General features: G+C 40.0%; 17 protein-coding genes. 15 read left to right on the top strand and 2 right to left on the bottom strand.

What is annotated here, in order from left to right:
- Window position 1: 1 nt before the first annotated feature.
- Window positions 2-1,042, bottom strand: a complete 1,041-nt coding sequence (locus tag HMPREF1212_RS23530; protein WP_046151393.1) for a sensor histidine kinase — start codon at window positions 1,040-1,042, stop codon at window positions 2-4.
- An 18-nt stretch (window positions 1,043-1,060) separates the two neighbouring features.
- A complete protein-coding gene (locus HMPREF1212_RS23525; protein WP_046151392.1) occupies window positions 1,061-3,490 on the bottom strand; it encodes a TonB-dependent receptor in 2,430 nt (809 codons plus the stop codon).
- Between the two features lie 226 nt (window positions 3,491-3,716).
- On the opposite strand from HMPREF1212_RS23525, the gene HMPREF1212_RS23520 reads away from it, so the two are divergent.
- The 15 genes from HMPREF1212_RS23520 (at window position 3,717) to HMPREF1212_RS23450 (ending at window position 23,373) form a co-directional block, all read left to right on the top strand.
- Window positions 3,717-5,231 carry a sulfatase gene (locus tag HMPREF1212_RS23520; RefSeq protein ID WP_046151391.1) on the top strand — a complete coding sequence of 505 codons (1,515 nt, stop codon included), beginning with the start codon at window positions 3,717-3,719 and terminating at the stop codon, window positions 5,229-5,231.
- Between the two features lie 124 nt (window positions 5,232-5,355).
- Entirely contained in the window at window positions 5,356-5,883 is a 528-nt protein-coding gene (locus HMPREF1212_RS23515; protein WP_232430213.1) for an RNA polymerase sigma-70 factor, read from the top strand.
- 119 nt (window positions 5,884-6,002) lie between these two features.
- The gene (locus HMPREF1212_RS23510) at window positions 6,003-6,935 is read left to right on the top strand and encodes a FecR family protein (RefSeq protein ID WP_052725106.1); all 933 of its coding nucleotides are present in this window, start codon (window positions 6,003-6,005) and stop codon (window positions 6,933-6,935) included.
- A gap of 199 nt (window positions 6,936-7,134) precedes the next feature.
- Window positions 7,135-10,500, top strand: a complete 3,366-nt coding sequence (locus tag HMPREF1212_RS23505) for a TonB-dependent receptor (protein ID WP_232430212.1) — start codon at window positions 7,135-7,137, stop codon at window positions 10,498-10,500.
- A gap of 10 nt (window positions 10,501-10,510) precedes the next feature.
- Window positions 10,511-12,163, top strand: a complete 1,653-nt coding sequence (locus HMPREF1212_RS23500) for a RagB/SusD family nutrient uptake outer membrane protein (protein WP_046151389.1) — start codon at window positions 10,511-10,513, stop codon at window positions 12,161-12,163.
- 93 nt (window positions 12,164-12,256) lie between these two features.
- Window positions 12,257-12,796, top strand: coding sequence for a gluconate 2-dehydrogenase subunit 3 family protein (locus HMPREF1212_RS23495; protein ID WP_046151388.1), 540 nt, complete (start codon window positions 12,257-12,259; stop codon window positions 12,794-12,796).
- A complete protein-coding gene (locus HMPREF1212_RS23490; protein WP_046151387.1) occupies window positions 12,789-14,441 on the top strand; it encodes a GMC family oxidoreductase in 1,653 nt (550 codons plus the stop codon). The genes HMPREF1212_RS23495 and HMPREF1212_RS23490 overlap by 8 nt, the downstream gene beginning before the upstream one ends.
- Complete coding sequence (locus HMPREF1212_RS23485; RefSeq protein ID WP_046151386.1) at window positions 14,438-15,373, top strand: multiheme c-type cytochrome; 936 nt, start codon at window positions 14,438-14,440, stop codon at window positions 15,371-15,373. Before HMPREF1212_RS23490 ends, HMPREF1212_RS23485 begins: the two co-directional genes overlap by 4 nt.
- Before the next feature lie 86 nt (window positions 15,374-15,459).
- Entirely contained in the window at window positions 15,460-15,813 is a 354-nt protein-coding gene (gene rpsF / locus HMPREF1212_RS23480) for a 30S ribosomal protein S6 (protein WP_028726943.1), read from the top strand.
- Window positions 15,814-15,815: 2 nt separating this feature from the next.
- Entirely contained in the window at window positions 15,816-16,085 is a 270-nt protein-coding gene (gene rpsR, locus HMPREF1212_RS23475; RefSeq protein WP_007654155.1) for a 30S ribosomal protein S18, read from the top strand.
- Between the two features lie 21 nt (window positions 16,086-16,106).
- On the top strand, window positions 16,107-16,550 hold the full coding sequence (rplI, locus tag HMPREF1212_RS23470) for a 50S ribosomal protein L9 (RefSeq protein ID WP_028726944.1): 444 nt from the start codon (window positions 16,107-16,109) through the stop codon (window positions 16,548-16,550).
- Between the two features lie 121 nt (window positions 16,551-16,671).
- Window positions 16,672-17,901: an N-acetylmuramoyl-L-alanine amidase family protein gene (locus HMPREF1212_RS23465; RefSeq protein WP_046151385.1), complete on the top strand. Its 1,230-nt coding sequence runs from the start codon at window positions 16,672-16,674 to the stop codon at window positions 17,899-17,901.
- 25 nt (window positions 17,902-17,926) lie between these two features.
- Window positions 17,927-18,811, top strand: a complete 885-nt coding sequence (locus HMPREF1212_RS23460; RefSeq protein ID WP_028726946.1) for an MlaD family protein — start codon at window positions 17,927-17,929, stop codon at window positions 18,809-18,811.
- 368 nt (window positions 18,812-19,179) lie between these two features.
- Complete coding sequence (gene dnaA / locus HMPREF1212_RS23455; RefSeq protein ID WP_028726947.1) at window positions 19,180-20,577, top strand: chromosomal replication initiator protein DnaA; 1,398 nt, start codon at window positions 19,180-19,182, stop codon at window positions 20,575-20,577.
- A 255-nt stretch (window positions 20,578-20,832) separates the two neighbouring features.
- Window positions 20,833-23,373, top strand: a complete 2,541-nt coding sequence (locus tag HMPREF1212_RS23450; RefSeq protein ID WP_046151384.1) for an adenosylcobalamin-dependent ribonucleoside-diphosphate reductase — start codon at window positions 20,833-20,835, stop codon at window positions 23,371-23,373.
- The last annotated feature ends 48 nt before the right edge of the window (window positions 23,374-23,421 follow it).

Here is a 23,421-nt window from a genome sequence, read left to right as displayed (position 1 = left end):
ATCAATTTGTGCTTATAATTAGTTTAGCAGCAAACAGATTGTCTGTTTGTTTGATTTCTAAATTGTATTTATCGGGATACAAAAGGTCGAGCCGCCGTTTTAAATTCTCAATGCCTATCCCTTTACCCTTTTTGTTGTTTGAACTCTGGGATTGGGATATTGAATTTGTTATTTCAAACTGAATTTCTCTCCCGTCTAACTTCATTTCCAGTTGTATTCTGTATTCGCCTCTTACATATTTAAAAGCATTTTCAATTAAAGGCTGAAACAAAAGAGGGTGTATCTTCTGGTCTTTCAACTCCGGGTCGAAATACAAATCCAGCACGAGCCTTTCCGTCATCCGTAATTGCTGAAAAGCAATGTACGACCTCAGATAGTTTATTTCCTGCTCCATTCTCACTTCCTTTTCTATATCGTAGAGCTGATAGCGCAACAGGTCGGATAACTGCTCGATACTTTGTTTGGCTTCCCCGTTTTTGTCGTCTACCTGAAAATAAATGGTATTCAAGGCATTGAACAGGAAATGCGGGTGGTATTGCGATTTCAGGAACTTCAGCTCGGTTTCCAACTGGTCTACTTTAACCTTTTCCAACTGAAGGTTCTGCTCGATAAAGCTTTTGAATAGAATACCATTGCGCACCAACGTATAATATAGAAACAGTATAAGAGATACAACCACATTGATCAGTGCCGATTCGCCCCACTTAAACGTATCATTCAGGTTTACATAAAACTGAATAAACGTGTGTGTGATATTTAAAAGGGTAAAATTTATCAGAAACACCAATGCGTATTCTTTCCAGCTTGCTTTCTTCTTGTCTTTGCTCTTGTTTATAGAATAACGTGCTATTCGTTGATAAATAAAACTTCCCAGAAAGAATATGGTAATGGTTATACCCATAGCCAGTAAACGGGCTCTAAAAGCAAACGGATTAAATTCCCACATTCGCTCATTATAAGTAATGTCCACAACAATAAACATGCACAATGTCAGTGTTAATGCGATAAGTAAGGAATTAATCCAGTCATGCTTTAAGTTCATTTGTCTTTATCTTTAATGTTACAAACCTATTCGTTTACTTTCTTCGATCCTATTTGCTTTTTGAGATTTCTTTATCTCCCTGCCACGATTAAAACGGTAACCGAGCGATATTCCTATCATTCTGCTGTCATTCTTTTCTTTAGATGTATAATACAGGTAGTTACTATCTATACTAACACGGGGACGAAGAGAGTGAAAGATATCGTGTGCGTAAATATACATACTAAATCTCTCTTTGAACAGGTTTTTGCGAACTCCGAGCGATACCGTCCATAAAGATTTCACCCTGGTTTGCCCTTCGATCATCTTGCCACTGTAAAATCCCTGGATTTCTCCTCCCCATTCGTAGGGCAATCTGAATTGATTGCTGATATGTAACATCGGAGTGATAGCTTCATTCTTTAACGTTTTTCCGGATGCCGTCCAATCGTATTGCTTATAAGTTAAAGAACCATTTATGTGAGTTGTCCACCAGCTAAAAGGTTGCAGGTTGTTTAATCCGACTCTTAATCCGAGTGAATTGTTGCCGGATAAGTTTTGCGGCATAATCATGACACGGCTATCTTCGACCAGAAAACTTGTAGAGATCGGATCCTTTGTATGAGAGTAGAATACATTGAATGAATACCGTTTTTTGAATAGCCATGAAATTTCTATATTATCTATTAACTCCGGTTTCAATCCGGTATTCCCCTGTTCATATAAAAACTGATCTCTCACCTCCACAAAAGGATTCATATTTCTGTAATTGGGCCGTACAATACGACGGTTATATACCATAGACAGGCCGTGATTTTCAGAAAGTTGATATTGAGCCATTAAAGAAGGGAAAAGGTCTGTATATCTTTTGCTGAAAGTGGTGTCCTGGGTTGTCGAACTATAATCACTTTTTGTATATGTATTTTCTAATCGCAAACCTATTTCTGTTGAAAGGCGGGGAGACCATTTAGCGTTGAATTGGACATATCCTGCGTTGATGTTTTCATTATATGCAAAATTACTGCTGAGGTTGTTGTCTTCCTGCCAATTGCCACTAATCAGGTTTTTATACAAAGCATCGCTTCCTATATTTACGAAAACAGTTTTCAGCCCGGCTTTTATTCCGAATTTATCAGACATATCATAGCTCAAATTAGTTTGTCCGCTGTATATTTTGATATCCCCATTTGTTTTGCCGGCCATTGTATCTTCCTGTAATGGTTTGATATGAGTCTGGAAAAAGGATTTCAACAACTGATCGTCTTTCTGGTCAAACAATTGGAAGTCGAAGGATGCATCCCATTTCCCTGCTTTCGCAAATTTGTATATCATATTGGCTCCTCCTGTGATGTTGGTGTAGCCGTGATCCAAAGTGCTTAACGCTGTTAAAGTGGAATCGCTTTGAGTGCTGTTATTCTTAAAGAAGTCTGATATGATCACTTCGTTTTTATCCCGGTTAAACCAACTCGACGATAAATATGTTCCGACGGTTATTTTATCCGAAAAGTCATAATCTATCCCGACATTTACATAATGTCCTCTGGATTCCCTTTCTAGATTATTTACAAAGTCTTTCCGAAGTTCGAGTGGTTTTAAAGTGACCGGATCTATGTAATGGCCGGAGACTATGAGTTCTATATAGTCTTTCCCCCAGTAATTGGAGTAATCAGCATATATATTCAGTTTGTTATGATGAATGTTTAAGGAAAAACTTTCATTTCCTTTGGTATATTTTCCTCTCTCCAAACCGGAAGATACTGCTATATTTATACCTTGTTCTTTGACCTTCTTTTTTTGAATATTAATCATACCGGAACTACCTGCTGCATCATATTTTGATGACGGCTGGGATATCAGTTCGATATTTTCAATGGAGTTGGCAGGGATGGAACGTAAATAATTGACCAGATTTTCCCCTGACAGATAAGTTACTTTATCATTGATCAACACTTTCGCACCTGATTTGCCATTCAGGATAATCGATCCGTCATTTTGAACGATTACTCCCGGCAGTTTTTTTAATGCATCCAGTATATTGCCATCCGTACTCAATAATGCGGACGACAAGTTGATTGTCATTTTCCCCGGTTCGACTTTCACGGCGGGGCGTTTACCGGTTATAGTTACGGCAGACAACATGTAAGCATCTTCTTCCATAACAATATTGCCCAATTCAGTCTTTGTATTTAGTCCGACTTGTTGCTCTTTGTTGATCTTTTTTAGTCCCATCATAGAAAATGAAAGGATATAATGATCTGGTTTGAGATTCGGTATTTCAAATAGCCCGTCCAGATCAGAGATTGCGCCTGTCATGTAGGTTGAATCCGCATGGGTTATTAATAATATTGTCACACCTGCTATGGGGGCATTGTCTTTGTCTATTACTTTACCTGATATGACAGATTGTGCAGACATACCGATCGACAGAATCAGTAAGATGACCAGGATATACATTTTATTGTATTTCATAACTTTATTGTTTTTGATTTCTGGGACAAAACTAATCGGAAGCAATACGGCTATCAAATTAACCTGACGAACGGAGTGATTTACTTGATGAAAGGGGAAAAAGCCTGTTTTTCCTGATTGTTTTTCTTCATTCGGAGAATATAGGCCTCGGGTTTAATAGATATTGTTTAAATTTGCAGTTATCCGATGATTTATCTTCTAAGGATAGTTTTATAAATAAAATATCATGAAAAAAACTCTGTGTGTATCAACTCTTTTATGTTTAGCCGGACAGCCGCTTATGGCACAGGAACGTCCGAATGTTATTGTTTTTCTGGTCGATGATATGGGCCTGATGGATACCTCGTTGCCGTTTCTGACGGATGAGGCTGGTAATCCGGTTCGTTATCCGCTGAACGACTGGTATCAGACACCGAATATGGAGCGTATGGCTCGTCAGGGAATCCGCTTCTCTACTTTCTATGCGCAAAGTGTCAGCTCCCCTTCCCGTGCATCTATCATGACCGGACAAAACTCGACCCGTCACAGGACGACTAACTGGATCAATTCTGAAACGAATAACAAAACACCTTTCGGCCCGACAGACTGGAACTGGAAAGGTATCTCGAAGAATGATGTAACATTGCCCCGTGTACTGCATGAGGCCGGATATAAAACGATCCATGTAGGCAAAGCGCATTTCGGTTGCCAGAACAGCGATGGGGAACTTCCGCAGAATATCGGTTTCGACGTGAATATAGCCGGTTCTTCTATCGGGCATCCGGGAAGTTATTACGGTGAGAACGGATATGGAAACATTAAAGGACAAAAGGCCCGCGCCGTACCGGGATTACAAAAGTATCACGGTACAGATACTTTTCTGAGTGAAGCCCTGACCTTGGAAGCGAACGAGCAGATCACCGAGGCAGTGGGGGATCAGAAGCCTTTCTTCCTATATATGTCACATTATGCCGTTCATTCCCCTTTTGAAGCAGATAAACGTTTTGCCGACCATTACCGTTATACGGGAAAACCGAAAGTAGCAGCCGATTTTGCTACGCTGATCGAAGGAATGGATAAATCGCTGGGGGATATTATGGATCATCTGGAAGAACTGGGGATTGCCGGGAATACATTAATAATATTCCTGGGGGATAATGGTTCCGATGCTCCTCTGGGGGATGATAAGGGCTACACTTCTTCTGCTCCTCTGCGTGGAAAGAAAGGTTCTGAATTTGAAGGGGGTGTTCGTGTTCCGTTTATCGCTTGCTGGGGTAAGCCGGATATGAATAATCCGGTTCAGAAACAATTACCGATTGAAGTAGGTGGTGTCCAATTACAGATGGGTACGGTAATGGATATCTATCCGACACTTGTTTCTTTGAGCGGAGCAAAAAATCCACAAGGGCATATTGTCGATGGTGTCGACTTGCGGGATCAATTGGAAGGGAAGAGAAACAATAGCCGTCCGGAGACTGTACTGATGCATTTCCCGCATAGCCACAGGGGAAGTTACTTTACAACTTATATAGAAGGAGATTGGAAGCTGATCTATTATTATAATCCGGAAAATCCGTCCGAACCCCGTTACCGTCTGTATAACCTGAAGAAAGATCCGGGTGAATCACTTGACGTGTCGGGAAGAAATCCAAAATTACTGGTCAAAATGATAAAAGCTATGACAACCCAACTCGATGCCGAAGGAGCACTTTACCCGGAAGATGCGAAGGGGAATGTGTTGAGGCCGGTTTATTTGCCATAATTATGCTTATATTGTTTTATGAAGTATCGCTAATTAATTACTTTTGTATCCTTATAATGAGGAGATGGGTGATAACAAACACATAATAAATCCTTTGCAGATTAATACTGAAACTAATTTTGCAATGTTCTACAATACGTATTACGAACGTTTTGTAAGATATGCTCTTTATTATGTAAATGATAAGCCGACGGCAGAGGATATGACTCATGATGCCTTGCTGTATTATTGGGAAAACAGGCATAAACTGCCGTCGGATACCGATATTTTAGGTTACATTTTATTGTCGGTGAAGAACAAGTGTCTGAACTACTTGAAACATTTGAAGGTGGAAATTGAGTATAGTAAAAACTGTACGGATTTACATGGCTGGGAAATCATTACACGTATTCAGACATTGGAAGATGAAAGTTATGGGGTAATCTTCTCTAAAGATATAACAAAGATTATCATGGAGTCTTTATCGGAATTACCGGAACAGACACAAAATATTTTTATACTCAATCGTCTGAAAAATAAATCCCGTAAAGAAATCTCCATGATGTTGGGAGTCTCCCAGCAGAAAATAGACTATCATGTGAACAAGGCAAACGATCATCTTCTGAAAAAGTTGAAGGATTATATTCCATTTATATTGTTATTGCTGAATTAAGTTCGGCATGAAAGCCACACCTGCTTTCTCTTTTGAAATTTTTTTCATAAAGTTTTGTTTTAGTTTGGGATTTTGGATTGCTGAGTTGCTCTACTTATGAAACACTAAAAAGAGAGCTCATGCAAATAGATCAACATATACTTATCAGTTATTATCTGGGACAATCTTCGGAAGCAGAGAAAGAGGCCATACATCAATGGATTGAAAGTGATGAAGCTAACCGAGAAATATTTATCCGCGAACGGATCCGTTTTGATGCATCTATCCTTGTGGAAGAACCTGTACTGAGATCAGGAAAACGGATATATCTACAACCGTGGTTACGCTGGTCTTTGGGAATAGCGGCTTCGATTTTGTTTTTACTTGGAAGTTTTTATTTGTACGATGATTATCGTATCGACCAGTTAAGTAGTGCTTTTCAATGTGTGAGTGTTCCTGCGGGAAACCGTACAAATATACAACTGCCGGATGGTACTAATGTTTGGCTGAATGCCAATACGACAATTCGTTATCCTATCGCATTTTCAAAAAAAAGCAGAGAGGTTATTCTGGATGGAGAGGGTTATTTTGAAGTGACAAAAGATAAGAAGCCTTTTATTGTAAAAACAGATAAATACGATGTTGAGGTATTGGGTACCACTTTTACTGTGGAGGCTTATGTTGGCAAAGAGGACTTCAGAACAATGCTCTATGACGGAAAAGTAAAATTATATAATGCCCGGCATCCAGAAGCCGTATTCCTTTCTCCGGGCGAAACGGCTCGACTGGTTGGTGATGTCTTACAAGTTTCATCTACAACAGATGTGAACAGTTTTCGCTGGAAAGATGGTTTGATTTATATTGAAGACAAATCGTTTGGCGATATTATGAAATTGTTTGAAAAGTTCTATGATGTGCAAATTGTAATCAATAATAAGAAGGTCGATCGTTTGGGCTATCGTGGTAAATTGCGGATTTCAGATGGAATAGATCATGCCTTACGTGTTCTGCAAAATGATTTCCCGTTTGTTTTCAAGCGTGACGAGGACAGAAATATAATATATATCAACTAATAAAATAGAATAGCCTATGGGAAAGGAGACATGAAAAGCACTAAAAAAGAACCGGCAGTTGCGTCAACAACCATCGGTTCTCCAGTACATTTTTAAATATACTTATTAATTAAAAATCAATTACAAAGGTATGAAAAAACTTTTTTTATCCGGGTCTTTGCCAGAAAAAGATTCGGGAAGAAAACAAATATGCAGAGTTATGAAGTTAACAGTCGGTTTTTTACTATTGTGTTCCTGTTTCGCTTTTGCAAATCATGCATATTCTCAGAATGAGAAAGTCAGTTTGAATAAAATCCAGGTTCAGTTGGAAGATGTTCTCAGTGAAATTGAAGATCAGACGAATTATTTGTTTATATCAAACCGGGAGCTGGATTTGACACAGAAGGTGTCTGTACATGCAGCCAATGAATCTGTTCAGGAGGTTTTGAATGAAGTGCTGAAAGATACGGGATTGACTTTTTCTGTGGAAGGAGTGAATATTATTCTTACCCAAAAGGAAGTAAACGTGTTGATCGCTCAACAGCAAGTTAAAAATATATCGGGTAAAATTGTGGATCAAAATGGTGAACCCGTTATTGGGGCTAACGTAGTTGAAAAAGGTACTGCCAATGGGGTTATATCAGATTTGGAAGGACGTTTTTCGATAAGGGTTCAGGATAATGCGGAGTTGCAAATATCCTATATCGGCTATGTGGATCAAATCATTCTGGTTGCAGGTAAAGAAAATCTGGAAATTGTACTAAAAGAAGATTATCAGAACCTGGATGAGATTGTAGTTGTCGGCTACGGTGTACAGAAAAAGAAATTAGTGACGGGAGCTACAGTCCAGGTAAAAGGGGATGATTTGCAGAAGCTGAATACGGTCAATCCTTTAGGTGCTTTACAGAGTCAGGCTCCTGGTGTGTCTATTGTCAAGAACTCCGGTGTTCCGGGCGAAGGGTTTAAAATATCAGTTCGTGGTGTCGGTACGACCGGCAACTCAACACCTCTTTATATTGTCGACGGTGTTACGACTGGTAGTATCGATCATTTAAGTCCGGCAGATATAGAATCGATAGATGTCTTGAAAGATGCAGCCTCTGCTGCGATATACGGGGCTCGGGCGGCCAATGGTGTCGTATTGGTCGTAACAAAGCAGGGACGAAAGGGAAAGGCTTCAATCTCTTATGATGGTTATGTCGGTATTCAAAATTTATATAAGGATGTAGAAACTTTGAATGCAAAAGAGTTTGCTCTGATAATGAATGAAGCGGCTGTTAATTCTGGTATGCCGGAATATGATTTTCCTTCTTTAGTGCCCGATTGGGATAAAATACAGAATGGAACATGGAGCGGAACCGACTGGCTTGATGAATTGAAAAATAAAAATGCATTTACTCAAAATCATGCATTAGGCATAACCGGAGGGACAGAGCAGTCTGTTTATTCACTGGGATTATCTTATACATCCCAGGAAGGTGTTTTAGGACAACCCTCCGCACCGCAATATAGCCGGTATACTTTCCGGATAAATACGGAGTATTCACTGATAAAAGGAAAATCGTTCGATATTTTGAAGTTCGGAGAGAATCTGAGTTATTCGCATGTGACTAAGGAATCTGTCGGGGGAGGAGGTGATTATTTATTTATGGCTATGAAAACGAGTCCGTTCCTTCCTGTATACGACGAAAAAGGAGATTATCATTATGCTATTCCCTGGAATCCTTATGACGCAAATCCTGTCGGTTTTAATTATTATCGCAATAGTGGGAATATAAACAAGACTAATTATTTGAGAGGCAATGCCTATATGGTTCTGCAGCCCATAAAAGGTTTAACTTGGAGGAGTTCTTTCGGTATCGATATGAGTGCTTCTTCTTATAGGAGTTTTATCCCTGTTTATAGTTTGTCAACGATTGATGACGGATACCGGACAGAAAGTGAAGTCAACCAGAATATGTCGGTCGGCCTGAAATGGATCTTTGAAAATACGGTTAATTATGAAACTACAATAAATGAAATACATAATTTGAATGTTTTGTTGGGTACTTCTGCAGAGAAATCGGGAATAGGAGAAAGCCTAAGCGGTAAGAATCTGAATTCCATATTTGATGATTTTAAACATGGATATTTAGATAATACGAAGATTATTTACTCTGATAAAACATCCTTACATGGCAGCCCTTGGGAACAAGGCCGATTGTTGTCTTTCTTCGGTAGAATAAATTATGACTATAAGGAAAAGTATATGGCAACATTCGTGATGAGAGCTGATGCCTCTTCTAATTTTGCCCCGAATAAAAGATGGGGATATTTTCCTTCTGTATCAGCTGGTTGGGTTGTCTCCAATGAATCGTTTATGGAAGATGTAGTATCCTGGTTGGATTTCTTTAAACTGAGAGCAAGTTGGGGACGTAATGGAAATCAGGCTATTTCGCCATTCCAGTATTTGTCGACAATTGCTTTTGATACCGGATATTTCCCTGGTATAGAAAAAACGAATTGGACTACAGCCGCTTATCCTAATATTATGTCAAATCCGGATGTTACTTGGGAAACATCTGAACAAACAGATATAGGGTTTGATTCGCGTTTCTTTAATAGTCGGTTAGGATTTACCTTTGATTGGTATAATAAGACAACAAAGGATTGGTTGGTACAAGCTCCGATTTTAGGTATAATGGGAACCGGCGCACCGTACATAAATGGTGGTGATGTCAGAAATCGTGGTTGGGAAGTCGCTTTGTCATGGAGAGATAATATTCGTGATTTTTCTTATGGGGTGAATTTGAATTTTGCTCATAATGATAATGAAGTTCTTCGCATTGCTAACAGTGAGGGTATAATTCATGGCCCGTCTAACGTGTTGGCAAATGGAACGGCAGAACTATATAGAGCGGAAGAAGGCTTCCCTTTAGGTTATTTTGGGGGATATAAGACTGGTGGTGTGTTCCAGAATCAACAGCAAATCGATAACTATGTGAATAGTAATGGTGAAAAAATAATGCCTGATGCTGTTCCCGGCGATCTGATTTTTATTAATCAAAATGATGATAATGTAATTGATGATGGAGATAAGATCATGATAGGAGATCCGAATCCAGATTTTATTTTTAGTTTCTCTTTCAATTTGGGATATAAAGGACTTGATTTGAACATGACTTCTAATGGCGTTTTTGGTAATCAAATAGCAAAATCATATCGTCGATTTGCCGACAGGCCCCATGAAAATTACACGAAAGATGTTTTAGGACGCTGGCATGGAGAAGGAACGTCCAATACAATTCCACGAGTTAATATGGCAACTCATATTAACGATACTTATGTCTCTGATCGTTATATTGAAAATGGCGATTATTGGCGGATAAGTAATCTTACTATTGGATATGACTTTAAGTATTTGTGGAAAAAGTTACCGTTGAATCAGGCTCGATTGTATGTGACTGGGCAAAATATATTGATGGTTACCGGCTATTCCGGTTTTGACCCAGAGGTCGGAAATGGGAATAATTGGGCAGGTGGTATCGATAACGGTTTTTATCCCGCTCCAATGTCTTTCTTAATCGGTGTTTCACTTAAGTATTAAATACATTGTTATGAAAAAGATAAATATAAGTATATTGATTGTTAGCATTTTTATATTCTTGTCTTGTTCTGATTTTCTGGATACGGAAGATCTGACACAGAAGAATTCATCTAACTTTCCTCAGACGTCCGAAGATGTGTTTTCTTCATTATTATCGGCGTATGCTGCGATAGGGGAGATACAGGATCCTTATTGGCAAACATTTTTCCTGCTTGCTGAAACTATGTCTGATGATCGTTTTGGAGGAGGAAGTACTGTTGACAGGATGATTTTGGCAGTGAATGAATATAAGAAAAGCCAGGATAATATGTATTCGGGTATCTGGAGTAAATATTACCGGGGAATTTACAGGGCTCATTTCGTTTTAGAAAGTATTGATAAAGTATCTTGGGAAAGTGAAGCGCAAAAGAACAATATACTGGGACAAGCTTACTTTCTAAGAGCATATATGTATTTTGATTTATGTCGGTTGTTTGGATCGGTACCTTTGGTGTTGTCTACGCAAGTAGAATCTCTACCTAAAGCTTCGCCGGAAGAGCTATATGGTTGTATCTTTTCGGATTTAAAGAAAGCGATAGATTTATTGCCATCGGTTAGTTTAACAAATATCCCGGATACGGAAAAATCTTTAGCTACGAAATGGGCTGCTCAGGCATTGTTGGCTCGGGCATATCTGTTTTATAGTGGTTATTATAAGATTGCATCGATACAATTACCTGATCAAACAGTTTTAGATAAAGAATATGTGATTGACAATGTTGATGACTGTATTGCTAACAGCGGACATGGATTGATTTCTGATTTTAGAAGTCTTTGGCCGTATTCTTTGTCAAATAAAGAATATGGTTATGCAAAAAATAACCAATTGGAATGGATTGGAGAAAATGGAGATAATGTAGAAACTGTTTTTGCCTGGAAATATTCAACACTGATGTGGAAAGGGTTTAGTAATAAAATCAATTTGTATTTCGGTATTAAAGGACAAGATCAGATACCATTTGGTAAAGGTTGGGGGGTTGGTACTGTCAATCCTCAGTTGTATGCACAATGGCCGGATGATGATATTAGAAAAAAAGCGTCTATTTATTATGTCGATGATCCGGAAGAAGGTACTACCGGTTTCATCTGGAATGGTGAGAATAATCAACAGGAAACCGGATATTGGCAGAAGAAATATATGCCGGTTAATGTTCGGAATGCAGCAGGAAATGTAGTGAATTATAGTTGTGAGCTATATGGAGCGACAACTAATTTTCAAGAAAATAATACGCAGGATCTTGTTGTCATACGTTTTGCAGATGTCTTATTGATGGGGGCTGAATTAGGCTCGGTCCACGCACAGTCTTATTTGGATCAGGTGAGGAAAAGAGTTGGGTTACCGTCTGTTCCGGCAACTTTGGAGAATATAAAAGAAGAGAGACGATACGAACTGGCATTCGAAGGTGTCCGGTATTATGACCTGTTACGCTGGGGGGATGCAGAAAAGGAAATTAATAAAATAGTTGATGTTCCTGCTCGGACAATGAATGTTCCCATGAAGGTAACGGTTAAATTCAGACCGGAAACAGGAGGGTTTCTTCCTATTCCGGAAAATGAGATATTGCTTTCTAATGGAATTCTGGAGCAAAATCCGGGATGGACAGGCTCTGATGCATTATATTAATGTATAGTAAATAATAAAACTTCATCCGGTTGAAGTGTATTATATTTCTTTGGCCGGTTGAAGTTCTGAAATGTAAACAATAAATTTTATACTATGGTTAACCGACGAACTTTTATAAAACGATGTATTGCTTTGTATGGCAGCTTATTGTTGATGCCTGCTTGTAAAACCGGATTAGAACGACAATATCGTTGTTTCTCTATTGATGAGGGTGAGTGTCTGGGTGCTATTTGTGAGCAATTTATCCCTGAAGATGATTTTCCGGGAGCGAAAGAGGCAGGGTGTATTAATTTTATAGACAAACTGCTTTATCAGCGCTTCCCTGAATTGAAATCTGATTATAAGAAAGGAATCCAAGCACTGGATAAATATAGTAATGAAACATTCGGAAAAACATTTGCAAACTTACCAGGGAAACAGCAGTATGTCGTATTACAACAAATGGAACGTAATGAGCTGCCTGAAACTTACTGGAAAGATATTTCACAAAGACAGTTTTTTGATATGGTTTTGCGTAATACGATGCAAGGCTACTATGGGCCTCCGCGTCATGGAGGTAATAAAGACTATGTGAGTTATCGTATGATGAGACTGGATTATCCATTATTAATAGGGCAGAACAGATATGAGTAAAATACAGAAAAAAGCTATTGTGATCGGAGCAGGAGCAGGTGGGGGTGTTATAGCAAAGGAACTGGCTGTAAACGGCATTCATGTAACCCTTTTTGAACGTGGTGGTTGGCCTGTTTATGACGAACATATTAATGATGAGTTGATTTCACAACGAGTACAGGATCTGGGCTCTGCTTTCGGGCCGGATTGGAAAAAAAATCCTCGCGTGTTAATTAATGATGACGGGAGTAAGCAGCTGATTACCCCTCAGTCGGGAGGGTATAATCATGTTGCAGCATGTGTGGGGTCGGGTACAGTTTCTTATGGTGCGATGGCATGGCGTTTCATGCCGGAAGATTTTCGGTTGAAGTCAGAATATGGAGAAGTAGAAGGTTCTACTTTAACCGATTGGCCGATAACTTATGAAGAGTTGGCTCCTTACTATACCAAGGCGGAGCGCGAAATAGGAGTTTCCGGTGATATGTCTGAAAATCCGTTTGCTCCTAATCAATTTGAACCTTATCCGATGCCTGCCTTTGAATATAATAAAGACGGAAGAATTATGGCGGAAACTTGTAAAAGGATGGGGCTGCATCCGTTCCCTATTCCTATGCTTCGTAATTCTGTTGCTTATAACGGACGGGCTGCTTGTATTCGGAACAGGACTTGTTGTGGGTATGCTTGCCCGGTAAATGCAAAAAACGGTACACATAATACAGTTATTCCGGTGGCAATGCAAACAGGAAATTGTGAGGTGAAAACAAACTGTTTTGTTTTTAAAATACATACAGACGATAAACACCGCGCCATAGCTGTATCTTATTTTGATAAAAAGAACAGAGAATGCAGGATGGAGGCGGATATAATAGTAGTGGCAGCTTCTGCTACCGAAACAGCACGGCTTTTGCTTAATTCAAAGTCGGCAAAGTTCCCGAATGGTATTGGCAATAATAATGACTGGGTGGGACGTAATTTGCAGGGGCATGCTTATTGTGGAGCCAAGGGTTTGTTTGATTATGATATTTTGGACTTACAAGGCCCGGGAGCTACTGTCGCTATCATGGATTATAATCACCATAATAAAGGGATAGTAGGAGGAGGGCTTTTAGCTAATGAGTTTTATCAGTTGCCGTATGCCTTTTCGGGTAACCGGCCACCTCAATATCCTCGCTGGGGATTGGAGCATAAAAAGTTCCAGCGTGACAATTATTATCGGATCGAATGTTTTCAGGGGCCCATACAAGAAATCCCTGATTTTGATATGCGTGTAACTCTCGATGACACAGTAAAAGATTTTTTGGGTATACCGGTTGTCGCTATATCCGGTGCCCGTCATCCTATTGACCAGATAAATGTAGAATTTCTATCAGCTAAAGCTGAGGAAATACTGAAAGAAGCCGGAGCCAAGTTCGTCTGGAAACAAGGGAGTGGGCGTGGACAAACAGGAGGACAGCATCAGGCTGGCACTTGTCGTATGGGAAATGATCCGGCTACTTCTGTGGTTGACAGGTATTGTCGTGTACATGATCTGGATAATCTGTATATAGCAGATGGTAGTGTACTTGTAAATAACGGTGGTTTTAATCCGGTGTTGACAATTATGGCGTTAGCTTTTCGAACAGGTGAACACATTGTCAAACAGTGGACGAAAGGAGGTGAAGCATGAATACTTATTATTGGATAGGAATTGTAGTGATTGGAGGTGTTATAGCTTGTCTTGCAAGCTATAAAGTTTATGTTTCTTTAGACCCTGATCTGACTTGTGCCCAATGCCATGAAGTGACTTCTGCCTGTCGTTTATGGAAAAGTTCTGCGCATTCGGATATCCGTTGTATCGACTGTCATGGAACAGCATTTAGCAACGGGGCAAAAGGTCTTGCAGAAAAGGCTGGAATGATATACAGTCATTTTACCAAAAAGCAGACGAATGAAGATGTCTGTTTAAATGAAGAACAGGTATTGGCTGTTGCTTCCCGATGTGTAACTTGCCATCAGGCGGAGCATGCCGCCTGGGAATCCGGCGCACATTCGACAACTTATAAAGATATATTTATGGATGTAGAACATAATCGAGCGGAGAAACCTTACTGGGATTGTTTTCGTTGTCATGGGATGCATTATGATGGGACGATCCATGATTTAATGTCTTTGGAAGGAGATGCCATTGATTGGCATATTAAAAGTACGTCACAGGCTGAACGTCCGGCGATGACGTGTCTGGCTTGCCATCAGGTACATGCCGAACAACCGCAACATAAACCATATATAACAAAGAACGGAAAAGAACGTTCTGTTTTATTGGAAGATACAAAACGTCCTGCTACGGCTTTATATATGCGTTCGGATAAACGTCATTTGCCTGCGGATAAATTGTTTCAGACGACGATGCATGACAGGGACTCTGTTATAAAAGTGACAGATGATCCGAACGCATGGCTTTGTATGCAGTGTCATGCACCGAATAATCGTCGTGAATTAGGTACGGAAGATGATAAAACTCCAACCGGGCTGTACGAAGGAATGAGTTGTTTGGATTGTCATAATCCTCATTCGAACCAATTGAAGAACAATTATCGTAATGTACATACGAAGAAATAAGACTGATATTTATTTGCAGAATAAAAAAAACTCCTTACCTTTGCCCCGCAAATTTTTAAGTACTAACAAATATAAAACAGCGTTTTATGAACAATTATGAAACCGTTTTCATTTTAACTCCCGTTTTGTCTGACGCACAGATGAAGGAAGCGGTAGAAAAATTCACGAACATCCTGAAAGAACAGGGTGCAGAAATCGTGAACGAAGAAAATTGGGGATTGCGCAAATTAGCTTATCCTATCGACAAGAAAACAACAGGCTTCTATCAGCTGGTTGAATTCAAGGCAAATCCGGAAACTATCGCTACTCTGGAAGTAAACTTCCGTCGTGACGAACGTGTAATCCGCTTCCTGACTTTCCGCCAGGACAAATATGCAGCAGAATATGCCGCTAAGAGAAGAAATCTGAAATCATCTAAAGAAACAGTAAAGGAGAATTAATCATGGCAGCAACTCAATCAGAAATCAGATATTTAACTCCGCCATCAGTAGACGTTAAGAAAAAGAAATATTGCCGTTTCAAAAAGAACGGTATCAAGTATATCGATTACAAAGATCCTGAATTCCTGAAGAAATTCCTGAACGAACAGGGTAAAATTCTTCCGCGTCGTATCACTGGTACTTCTTTGAAATTCCAGCGTCGTATCGCTCAGGCTGTAAAAAGAGCTCGTCACTTGGCGTTGCTTCCTTACGTAACCGATTTAATGAAATAAAATAAAGAGAGGAGACAGAATATGCAAGTTATTTTGAAAGAAGATGTAATCAACTTAGGTTACAAAGACGATATCGTAACAGTAAAAGACGGTTACGGACGTAACTTTCTAATCCCCCAGGGTAAGGCAGTTATCGCTTCTGAGTCTGCAAAGAAAGTATTGGCTGAAAACATGAGACAACGTGCTCACAAATTGGCTAAGATCAAAGAAGATGCTCAGGCATTGGCTGCAAAGTTGGAAGGTGTTTCACTGACTATCGGTGCAAAGACCAGCTCAACAGGTACAATCTTTGGTTCTGTAACAAATATCCAGGTTGCTGAAGCTTTGGCAAAAGCTGGTCACGAAGTAGAACGTAAGATTATCTATATCAAAGAAGCTGTTAAAGAAGTTGGTAGCTACAAGGCTATCCTTAAACTTCACAAAGAAGTTTCTGTTGAAATTCCTTTCGAAGTGGTTTCTGAATAATTCAGTAACACAAGATAAAGTAAGAAAGCGAATCCTTTGGGGTTCGCTTTTTTTTGTTTTATGAACTATTAATCAGTAAAAAAACACTACATTTGCCCCAAATTTGCAATAAAACTTTAAGGTGGCAAAAATATCTTTTCTATATATAAATCTGCTGATAGCCTTGTTTCTGACTCTGCCTGTAGTTCAGGCCAGGGAGAAGACATTTACTGTTGTGATCGATGCCGGTCATGGTGGTAAAGACCCGGGCGCACGTGGTACTGTTATCGATGAAAAGGTGATCAATCTGTCTGTGGCTTTAAAGCTGGGGGATAAAATCTCGGCCAATCATGACGATGTAAAAGTTATCTATACCCGTAAAACAGATCGTTTTATCGAGTTGGATGAACGTGCTAATATAGCGAATAGGAATAAAGCTGATTTGTTTATATCGATACATACTAATTCCGTAAAAAAAGGAAGTACAGCCCGTGGTACGGAAACTTATACATTAGGTTTGGCCCGTACCGATGAAAACCTGGCTGTGGCTATGCGTGAGAACTCCGCTATTCTTCTGGAAGATAATTATCTTCAGAAATATGAAGGGTTCGACCCGAATTCCTCTGAGTCGTATATTATCTTCGAGTTTATGCAGAACAAGCATATGGAGCAAAGTATCAGCTTGGCTTCAGAGATACAGAAGTGTTTTACATCGGCCAACCGTGGCGACAGAGGTGTAAGGCAGGCTGGTTTCCTGGTATTGAGGAAAACAAGTATGCCGAGTGTCCTGGTCGAATTAGGGTATATCTCCAACCGGGAAGAAGAGCGCTTTATGAAATCGTCCGACGGGCAGAATAAACTGGCAAGTGCGCTCAGTGATGCTTTTACCAAATATAAAAAGGAATACGACAGGAAACAGGGAGGAGTTTCTGCGGGAGCTAATACCCGGGTTGCTTCATCGGAGACACGCAGTGTCCCGGAAGTAAGCAGTGAACCGGAAACGCAGGATAACCTCTCCGATGCTCCGGTCGGTAGTGAGGAGTATATTCTTAACAGGAAAAAGAATACCTCAACCTCTTCGCAAAGAAAGCAATCGCAGCCTGCGGCATCGACTAAAGGAAAGTCGGATACGACAGGTAAAATAATCTATAAAGTGCAAATTCTTACGTCCGATAAAAAACTTTCTCCGGGGGCTAAAGTGTTTAAAGGATATAAGAATGTGAACTTCTTTGTAGAAAAAGGAATTTATAAATATACTTATGGCGAAACAACGGATTTTGATTCTATCAGAAAGTTGCGTCGACAGGTGGCTAAGGACTTTAAAGATGCGTTTATCGTAGCATTTAAAGATGGCAAAAAGGTGAAATATTAAATAGAGAAACATATAATTTAAAGGAATGAAAAGTATACTGACCAAAGAGGCAAAGATCGGACTTGTAAGTATTATCAGTCTGGCATTGCTGTATTTCGGGATTAATTATCTGAAAGGGATAAATTTATTTAAACCGGTAAATCATTATTTCGTTACATTTCATAATGTAAAAGATGTGACTGTCTCCAGTCCTGTTTATATTGATGGTTTTAAAGTTGGATTGGTTAGGAGTATTGTCTATGATTATGAAAATACGGATAAAATAACGGTGGAGATCAGCCTGGATGATGAGATGAAACTGACATCCGGCAGTTATATTACGATTATTAAGACATTGCTGAGTGGAGGTGAGCTTCATATACATCTGAATAAATATGTAAAAGATTACCTGAAGCCCGGGGCAACCCTTGAAGGACGAATGGAAGAAGATATGATGCAGGCGGTGCAGGAGAAGATCTTGCCCGGTGTGGCAGAGCTTCTACCAAAGATCGATTCGATCCTGGGAGGCCTGCAAACGCTGATTACCCATCCGGCCATTGCTCAGTCGTTGGATCATATTGAAAAGACAACGGGTAATCTGGAGGTATCTACCCGTCAGTTGAATACGCTCCTGAGTAAAGAGGTTCCGGGTATTGTTTCTGATCTGAAAGTGATAACAGGAAATTTTACTGAAGTAAGTTCCGGTTTGAAGGAGTTGGATCTGGCAACAACAGTAAATTCGATAAATGCTACTTTGGCTAACCTTCAGCTTACTACAGACAAGCTGAATAAGAAGGATAATAGTCTGGGCTTATTGTTGAATGACAGGAGTTTATATGATAATTTGGATAGTACGATGGTGAATGCATCCAATTTGTTGATAGACCTGAAGAAGAACCCGAAAAGATATGTTCATTTTTCTGTTTTTTAACTGAAAGGAATATTAAAACATCTAATGTTATTTAGAATTATTCCAATTAAAGAAAAAAATATACAACCCTGATTTCAGACTTGCTTAAGGCCTTTAGATAGAGGAGGATAACCTATTCTTGAGGTCTTTTTGCATGAGAAAGAGGAACGTAGTGTGGATAGCAAAAGTGTCCCAAAATAAAGGGCTCTTGATCGGAGTTGTGGATAAGTGCTTGCTAGTCAGGTGTGTTTTCATAACTATCTGACACTAAATGGGATATTAAACATTCAAAAGAACCAAATATTTCGGAGCTTTTTTTTTCCGAATTAATTTCTAAACTTTGTAGTCGAAAAGAAATATAAAAGCTATAGTTGGGAGAGTAATAAATCATGCAGACTGAATATCAGACATTGTGGAATAAATGCCTCGCTGTTATAAAAGACATCGTGCCGGAGGCCGCTTTTAACACATGGTTCATGCCGATCATACCTCTATCGTATGAGGATAATAAATTTACGATTCAGGTACCGAGTCAGTTCTTTTACGAATATCTTGAAGAGAAATACGTAAATGTACTGAAGGTTACATTATATCGTGTTATCGGTCAGGGGACAATTCTTAACTACCGTGTTATGGTAGATAAGACGACTGGCGGTACAGTAGATTATCCGGCAGAGAATGGTTCAGTAGCAGTAAAGAAGATAACTCCCAAAGATGCAAACAAGGCTCCTAATCCATTTGTACAGACTGCACCTCAGGATTTAGATCCTCAGTTGAATCCCAAATATAACTTTGAGAACTATTTTGAAGGAACCAGTAATAAGTTGGTGCGTACTGCGGGTGAAGCCGTTGCCCAGAATCCCGGAAAGACAACATTTAATCCTTTATTCATATTCGGCCCTTCGGGAGTAGGCAAAACACACTTGTGTCATGCAATTGGTACCCGTATCCGTGAGCTTCATCCGGAAAAGAAGGTATTGTATGTTTCGTCTCATCTTTTCCGCGTACAGTTTACTGATGCGATCCGTAAAAATACAACGAATGACTTCCTGAACTTTTATCAGAATATCGATGTCCTGTTGCTGGATGATATCCAGGAATTGATCGGTATGGATAAAACCCAGAATACATTCTTCCATATATTCAACCATCTTCACCAATTAGGAAAACAGTTGATCCTTACATCCGATAAGGCTCCTGTCGACTTACAGGGAATGGAAGAGCGTTTGATCACTCGTCTGAAATGGGGGTTGACTGCTGAGTTGAGCCGTCCGGATCTCGACCTGCGGAAGAAGATCCTTAAGAATAAGATTAATCATGACGGAATTGTTATTCCGGATGAAGTATTCAACTTTATTGCAAATAATGTAACAGAAAATGTTCGCGACCTGGAAGGTATTCTCGTATCCCTGATGGCGAATGCTGTTATCAATAATAAGGAAATAGACCTGCCTTTGACTAAACGTGTGGTTAGCCAGGCTGTTCGTCTTGAAAAGAAGCAACTGTCCGTTCAGATGATTCAGGAAATTGTATGTAATTACTTCAATCTCGATCAGGCGGTTATTCAAACGCGCTCCAGAAAGCGTGAAATTGTGCAGGCTCGTCAGATAACGATGTATCTTGCAAAAAAGTATACCGACTGTTCATTCTCCCATATCGGAAAGATTGTCGGAAAGAAAGATCATGCCACCGTTTTGCATGCCTGTAAAACGATCAAAGACCAGATGGAAACAAGCAAGTCTTTCCGTTCGTCTGTCGAAGAAATCGAAGTTAAGCTGAAGGGCTGAAAAAGCCTTAAAATATAGTAGAAAAGGATGCCATTTTATGTGGTGTCCTTTTCTGTTTTGGGAAACCATGAAATGTAAGAGGTTTTTGTTTTGGAAAACTTTTTATGTGGCTTCGAAAGTTAATATGTTGATTTTCATAGGTGGTGTATTTTGAAACGGAAAACTTTCTATTATTTCCGATTTTAGTTGTTGAATAATTTGGCTAATAAATAAAGTATTCTTAAACTTGCACTATTATTAAATACAGTAATTATCGTGAACCATAAAACTTACACATTCGATGAAGCATTTAAGGCTTCACTGGACTACTTTACAGGCGACGAGCTTGCCGCTAAAGTATGGGTAAACAAGTATGCTTTGAAGGATGCATTCGGGAACATTTATGAGGAATCCCCTAATGATATGCATCGTCGGTTGGCAAGTGAAATTGCCCGTGTAGAGAAAAAGTATCCTAATCCGTTATCGGAACAGGAGCTTTTCGACCTATTTGATCATTTCCGCTATATCGTTCCGCAAGGAAGTCCGATGACGGGAATTGGCAATGACTACCAGATTGCCTCACTCTCTAATTGTTTTGTGATAGGGTTAGATGGAGAAGCCGATTCCTATGGCGCAATTATTCGGATCGATGAAGAACAGGTTCAGTTGATGAAACGTCGTGGAGGTGTAGGACATGATTTATCTCATATCCGCCCGAAAGGATCTCCCGTAAAGAATTCGGCTCTTACTTCAACCGGACTGGTACCGTTCATGGAACGTTACTCTAATTCTACCCGTGAGGTAGCACAGGACGGACGTCGTGGGGCGTTAATGTTGAGTGTGTCGATCAAGCATCCGGATTCTGAATCCTTTATCGATGCAAAGATGACAGAAGGAAAAGTAACCGGTGCAAACGTGTCGGTGAAGATTGATGACGACTTTATGAACTCCGTAGTGAACGGTACTTCATATAAACAACAATATCCGATCGATTCGCAGGAACCTACTACGGTAAAAGAAATCGATGCTCCGGCTTTGTGGAAGAAGATCATTCACAATGCCTGGAAGTCAGCCGAACCGGGCGTTCTGTTCTGGGATACTATTTTACGTGAATCAGTTCCCGACTCGTATGCAGACCTGGGTTTTCGTACGGTTTCTACCAATCCTTGCGGTGAGATACCTCTTTGTCCGTATGATAGCTGTCGTTTGCTGGCTATTAATCTTTATTCATACGTGGTGAATCCGTTTACAAAGGATGCTTATTTTGATTTTGACCTGTTCAAAAAGCATGTGGCATTGGCACAGCGTATCATGGATGATATTATTGATCTTGAATCTGAAAAGATAGAAAAGATCCTCGAAAAAATAGACTCTGACCCCGAATCGATGGAAGTGAAGGAAACTGAACGTCATTTGTGGGAAAAGATACAGAAGAAAACATTGCAGGGACGTCGTACTGGTGTAGGTATCACGGCAGAAGGAGATATGATCGCTGCTTTAGGTCTGCGTTACGGTACGGAAGAAGCCACCGAATGTGCTGAAGAAATTCAGAAAACATTGGCGTTGGAAGCTTACCGTTCTTCTGTAATGATGGCTAAGGAACGCGGTGCTTTTGAAATTTACGATTCAAAACGTGAAGAAAAGAACCCGTTCATCAACCGTCTGCGTGAAGCTGATCCGGGACTATATGAAGAAATGTTGAAATACGGACGTCGCAACATTGCCTGTCTGACGATTGCACCTACAGGTACAACCAGTTTGATGACACAAACGACTTCCGGTATCGAACCGGTCTTCCTTCCGGTGTACAGACGTCGCCGTAAAGTAAACCCGAATGATGCTGATGCGCGTGTCGACTTTGTTGACGAAACAGGCGATGCATTCGAGGAATATGTAGTATTCCACCATAAGTTCGTAACCTGGATGCAGGCTAACGGATATTCCGTTATCAAGAAATATACGCAGGAAGAGATTGACGAGTTGGTTGCTAAATCTCCGTATTATAAAGCGACGTCCAACGATGTGGACTGGTTGCAGAAAGTACGTATGCAGGGACGTATCCAGAAATGGGTAGACCATTCTATTAGCGTAACTATCAACCTGCCGGCTGATGTGTCGGAGGATCTGGTCGATTCTCTGTATGTGGAAGCATGGAAGTGCGGATGTAAAGGTTGTACCGTTTATCGTGACGGTTCGCGTTCAGGTGTATTGTTGTCGACTGAGAAGAAGGGCAAGAAAGACGATTGCAATTGCATGGAACCGCCTGTTATCGTAGCTACCCGTCCGCGTGAACTGGAAGCTGATGTTGTTAAATTCCAGAACAATCGCGAAAAATGGATTGCCTTTGTCGGCTTGCTGAATGGCCGTCCTTATGAGATCTTTACCGGTCTTGCAGATGACGACGAAGGTATCATGCTTCCGAAGAATGTATCGAAAGGATCGATCATCAAGAGCTATGATGAAGATGGACAGAAACATTATGACTTCCAGTTCAAGAATAAACGTGGTTACAAGATGACCATCGAAGGATTGGACGGTAAGTTCGACCCCGAATTCTGGAACTATGCAAAACTGATCTCCGGCGTGTTGCGTTATGGTATGCCTATCGATCAGGTTATCAAGCTGGTTCAGGGAATGGAGCTGAACAACGAGTCTATCAATACCTGGAAGAACGGCGTGGAACGTGCATTGAAAAAGTACCTGCCGAACGGTACGGAACTGAAAGGACAGAAATGTCCGAACTGTGGACAGGAAACTCTTATCTATCAGGAAGGATGTTTGATTTGCACAAACTGCGGAGCATCAAAGTGTGGATAAGTGTAGTATAACAAATATTTTTAATGAATGCGGAGAGAAATTTCCGCA

The organism is Parabacteroides sp. HGS0025 (genome assembly GCF_000969845.1).
GTDB lineage: Bacteria > Bacteroidota > Bacteroidia > Bacteroidales > Tannerellaceae > Parabacteroides > Parabacteroides gordonii.
This window is presented reverse-complemented; position numbering and strand designations above follow the sequence as displayed.

Bases quoted from the DNA above. Each gene is read 5' to 3' on its own strand.
- dnaA (WP_028726947.1), top strand. From the start codon at position 19,180: ATGCAGACTGAATATCAGACATTGTGGAATAAATGCCTCGCTGTTATA.
- HMPREF1212_RS23460 (WP_028726946.1), top strand. From the start codon at position 17,927: ATGAAAAGTATACTGACCAAAGAGGCAAAGATCGGACTTGTAAGTATT.
- HMPREF1212_RS23490 (WP_046151387.1), top strand. From the start codon at position 12,789: ATGAGTAAAATACAGAAAAAAGCTATTGTGATCGGAGCAGGAGCAGGT.
- HMPREF1212_RS23510 (WP_052725106.1), top strand. From the start codon at position 6,003: ATGCAAATAGATCAACATATACTTATCAGTTATTATCTGGGACAATCT.
- HMPREF1212_RS23520 (WP_046151391.1), top strand. From the start codon at position 3,717: ATGAAAAAAACTCTGTGTGTATCAACTCTTTTATGTTTAGCCGGACAG.
- HMPREF1212_RS23485 (WP_046151386.1), top strand. From the start codon at position 14,438: ATGAATACTTATTATTGGATAGGAATTGTAGTGATTGGAGGTGTTATA.
- rpsR (WP_007654155.1), top strand. From the start codon at position 15,816: ATGGCAGCAACTCAATCAGAAATCAGATATTTAACTCCGCCATCAGTA.
- HMPREF1212_RS23495 (WP_046151388.1), top strand. From the start codon at position 12,257: ATGGTTAACCGACGAACTTTTATAAAACGATGTATTGCTTTGTATGGC.
- HMPREF1212_RS23530 (WP_046151393.1), bottom strand. From the start codon at position 1,042: ATGAACTTAAAGCATGACTGGATTAATTCCTTACTTATCGCATTAACA.
- HMPREF1212_RS23500 (WP_046151389.1), top strand. From the start codon at position 10,511: ATGAAAAAGATAAATATAAGTATATTGATTGTTAGCATTTTTATATTC.
- rpsF (WP_028726943.1), top strand. From the start codon at position 15,460: ATGAACAATTATGAAACCGTTTTCATTTTAACTCCCGTTTTGTCTGAC.
- HMPREF1212_RS23525 (WP_046151392.1), bottom strand. From the start codon at position 3,490: ATGAAATACAATAAAATGTATATCCTGGTCATCTTACTGATTCTGTCG.
- HMPREF1212_RS23505 (WP_232430212.1), top strand. From the start codon at position 7,135: ATGAAGTTAACAGTCGGTTTTTTACTATTGTGTTCCTGTTTCGCTTTT.
- HMPREF1212_RS23515 (WP_232430213.1), top strand. From the start codon at position 5,356: ATGTTCTACAATACGTATTACGAACGTTTTGTAAGATATGCTCTTTAT.
- rplI (WP_028726944.1), top strand. From the start codon at position 16,107: ATGCAAGTTATTTTGAAAGAAGATGTAATCAACTTAGGTTACAAAGAC.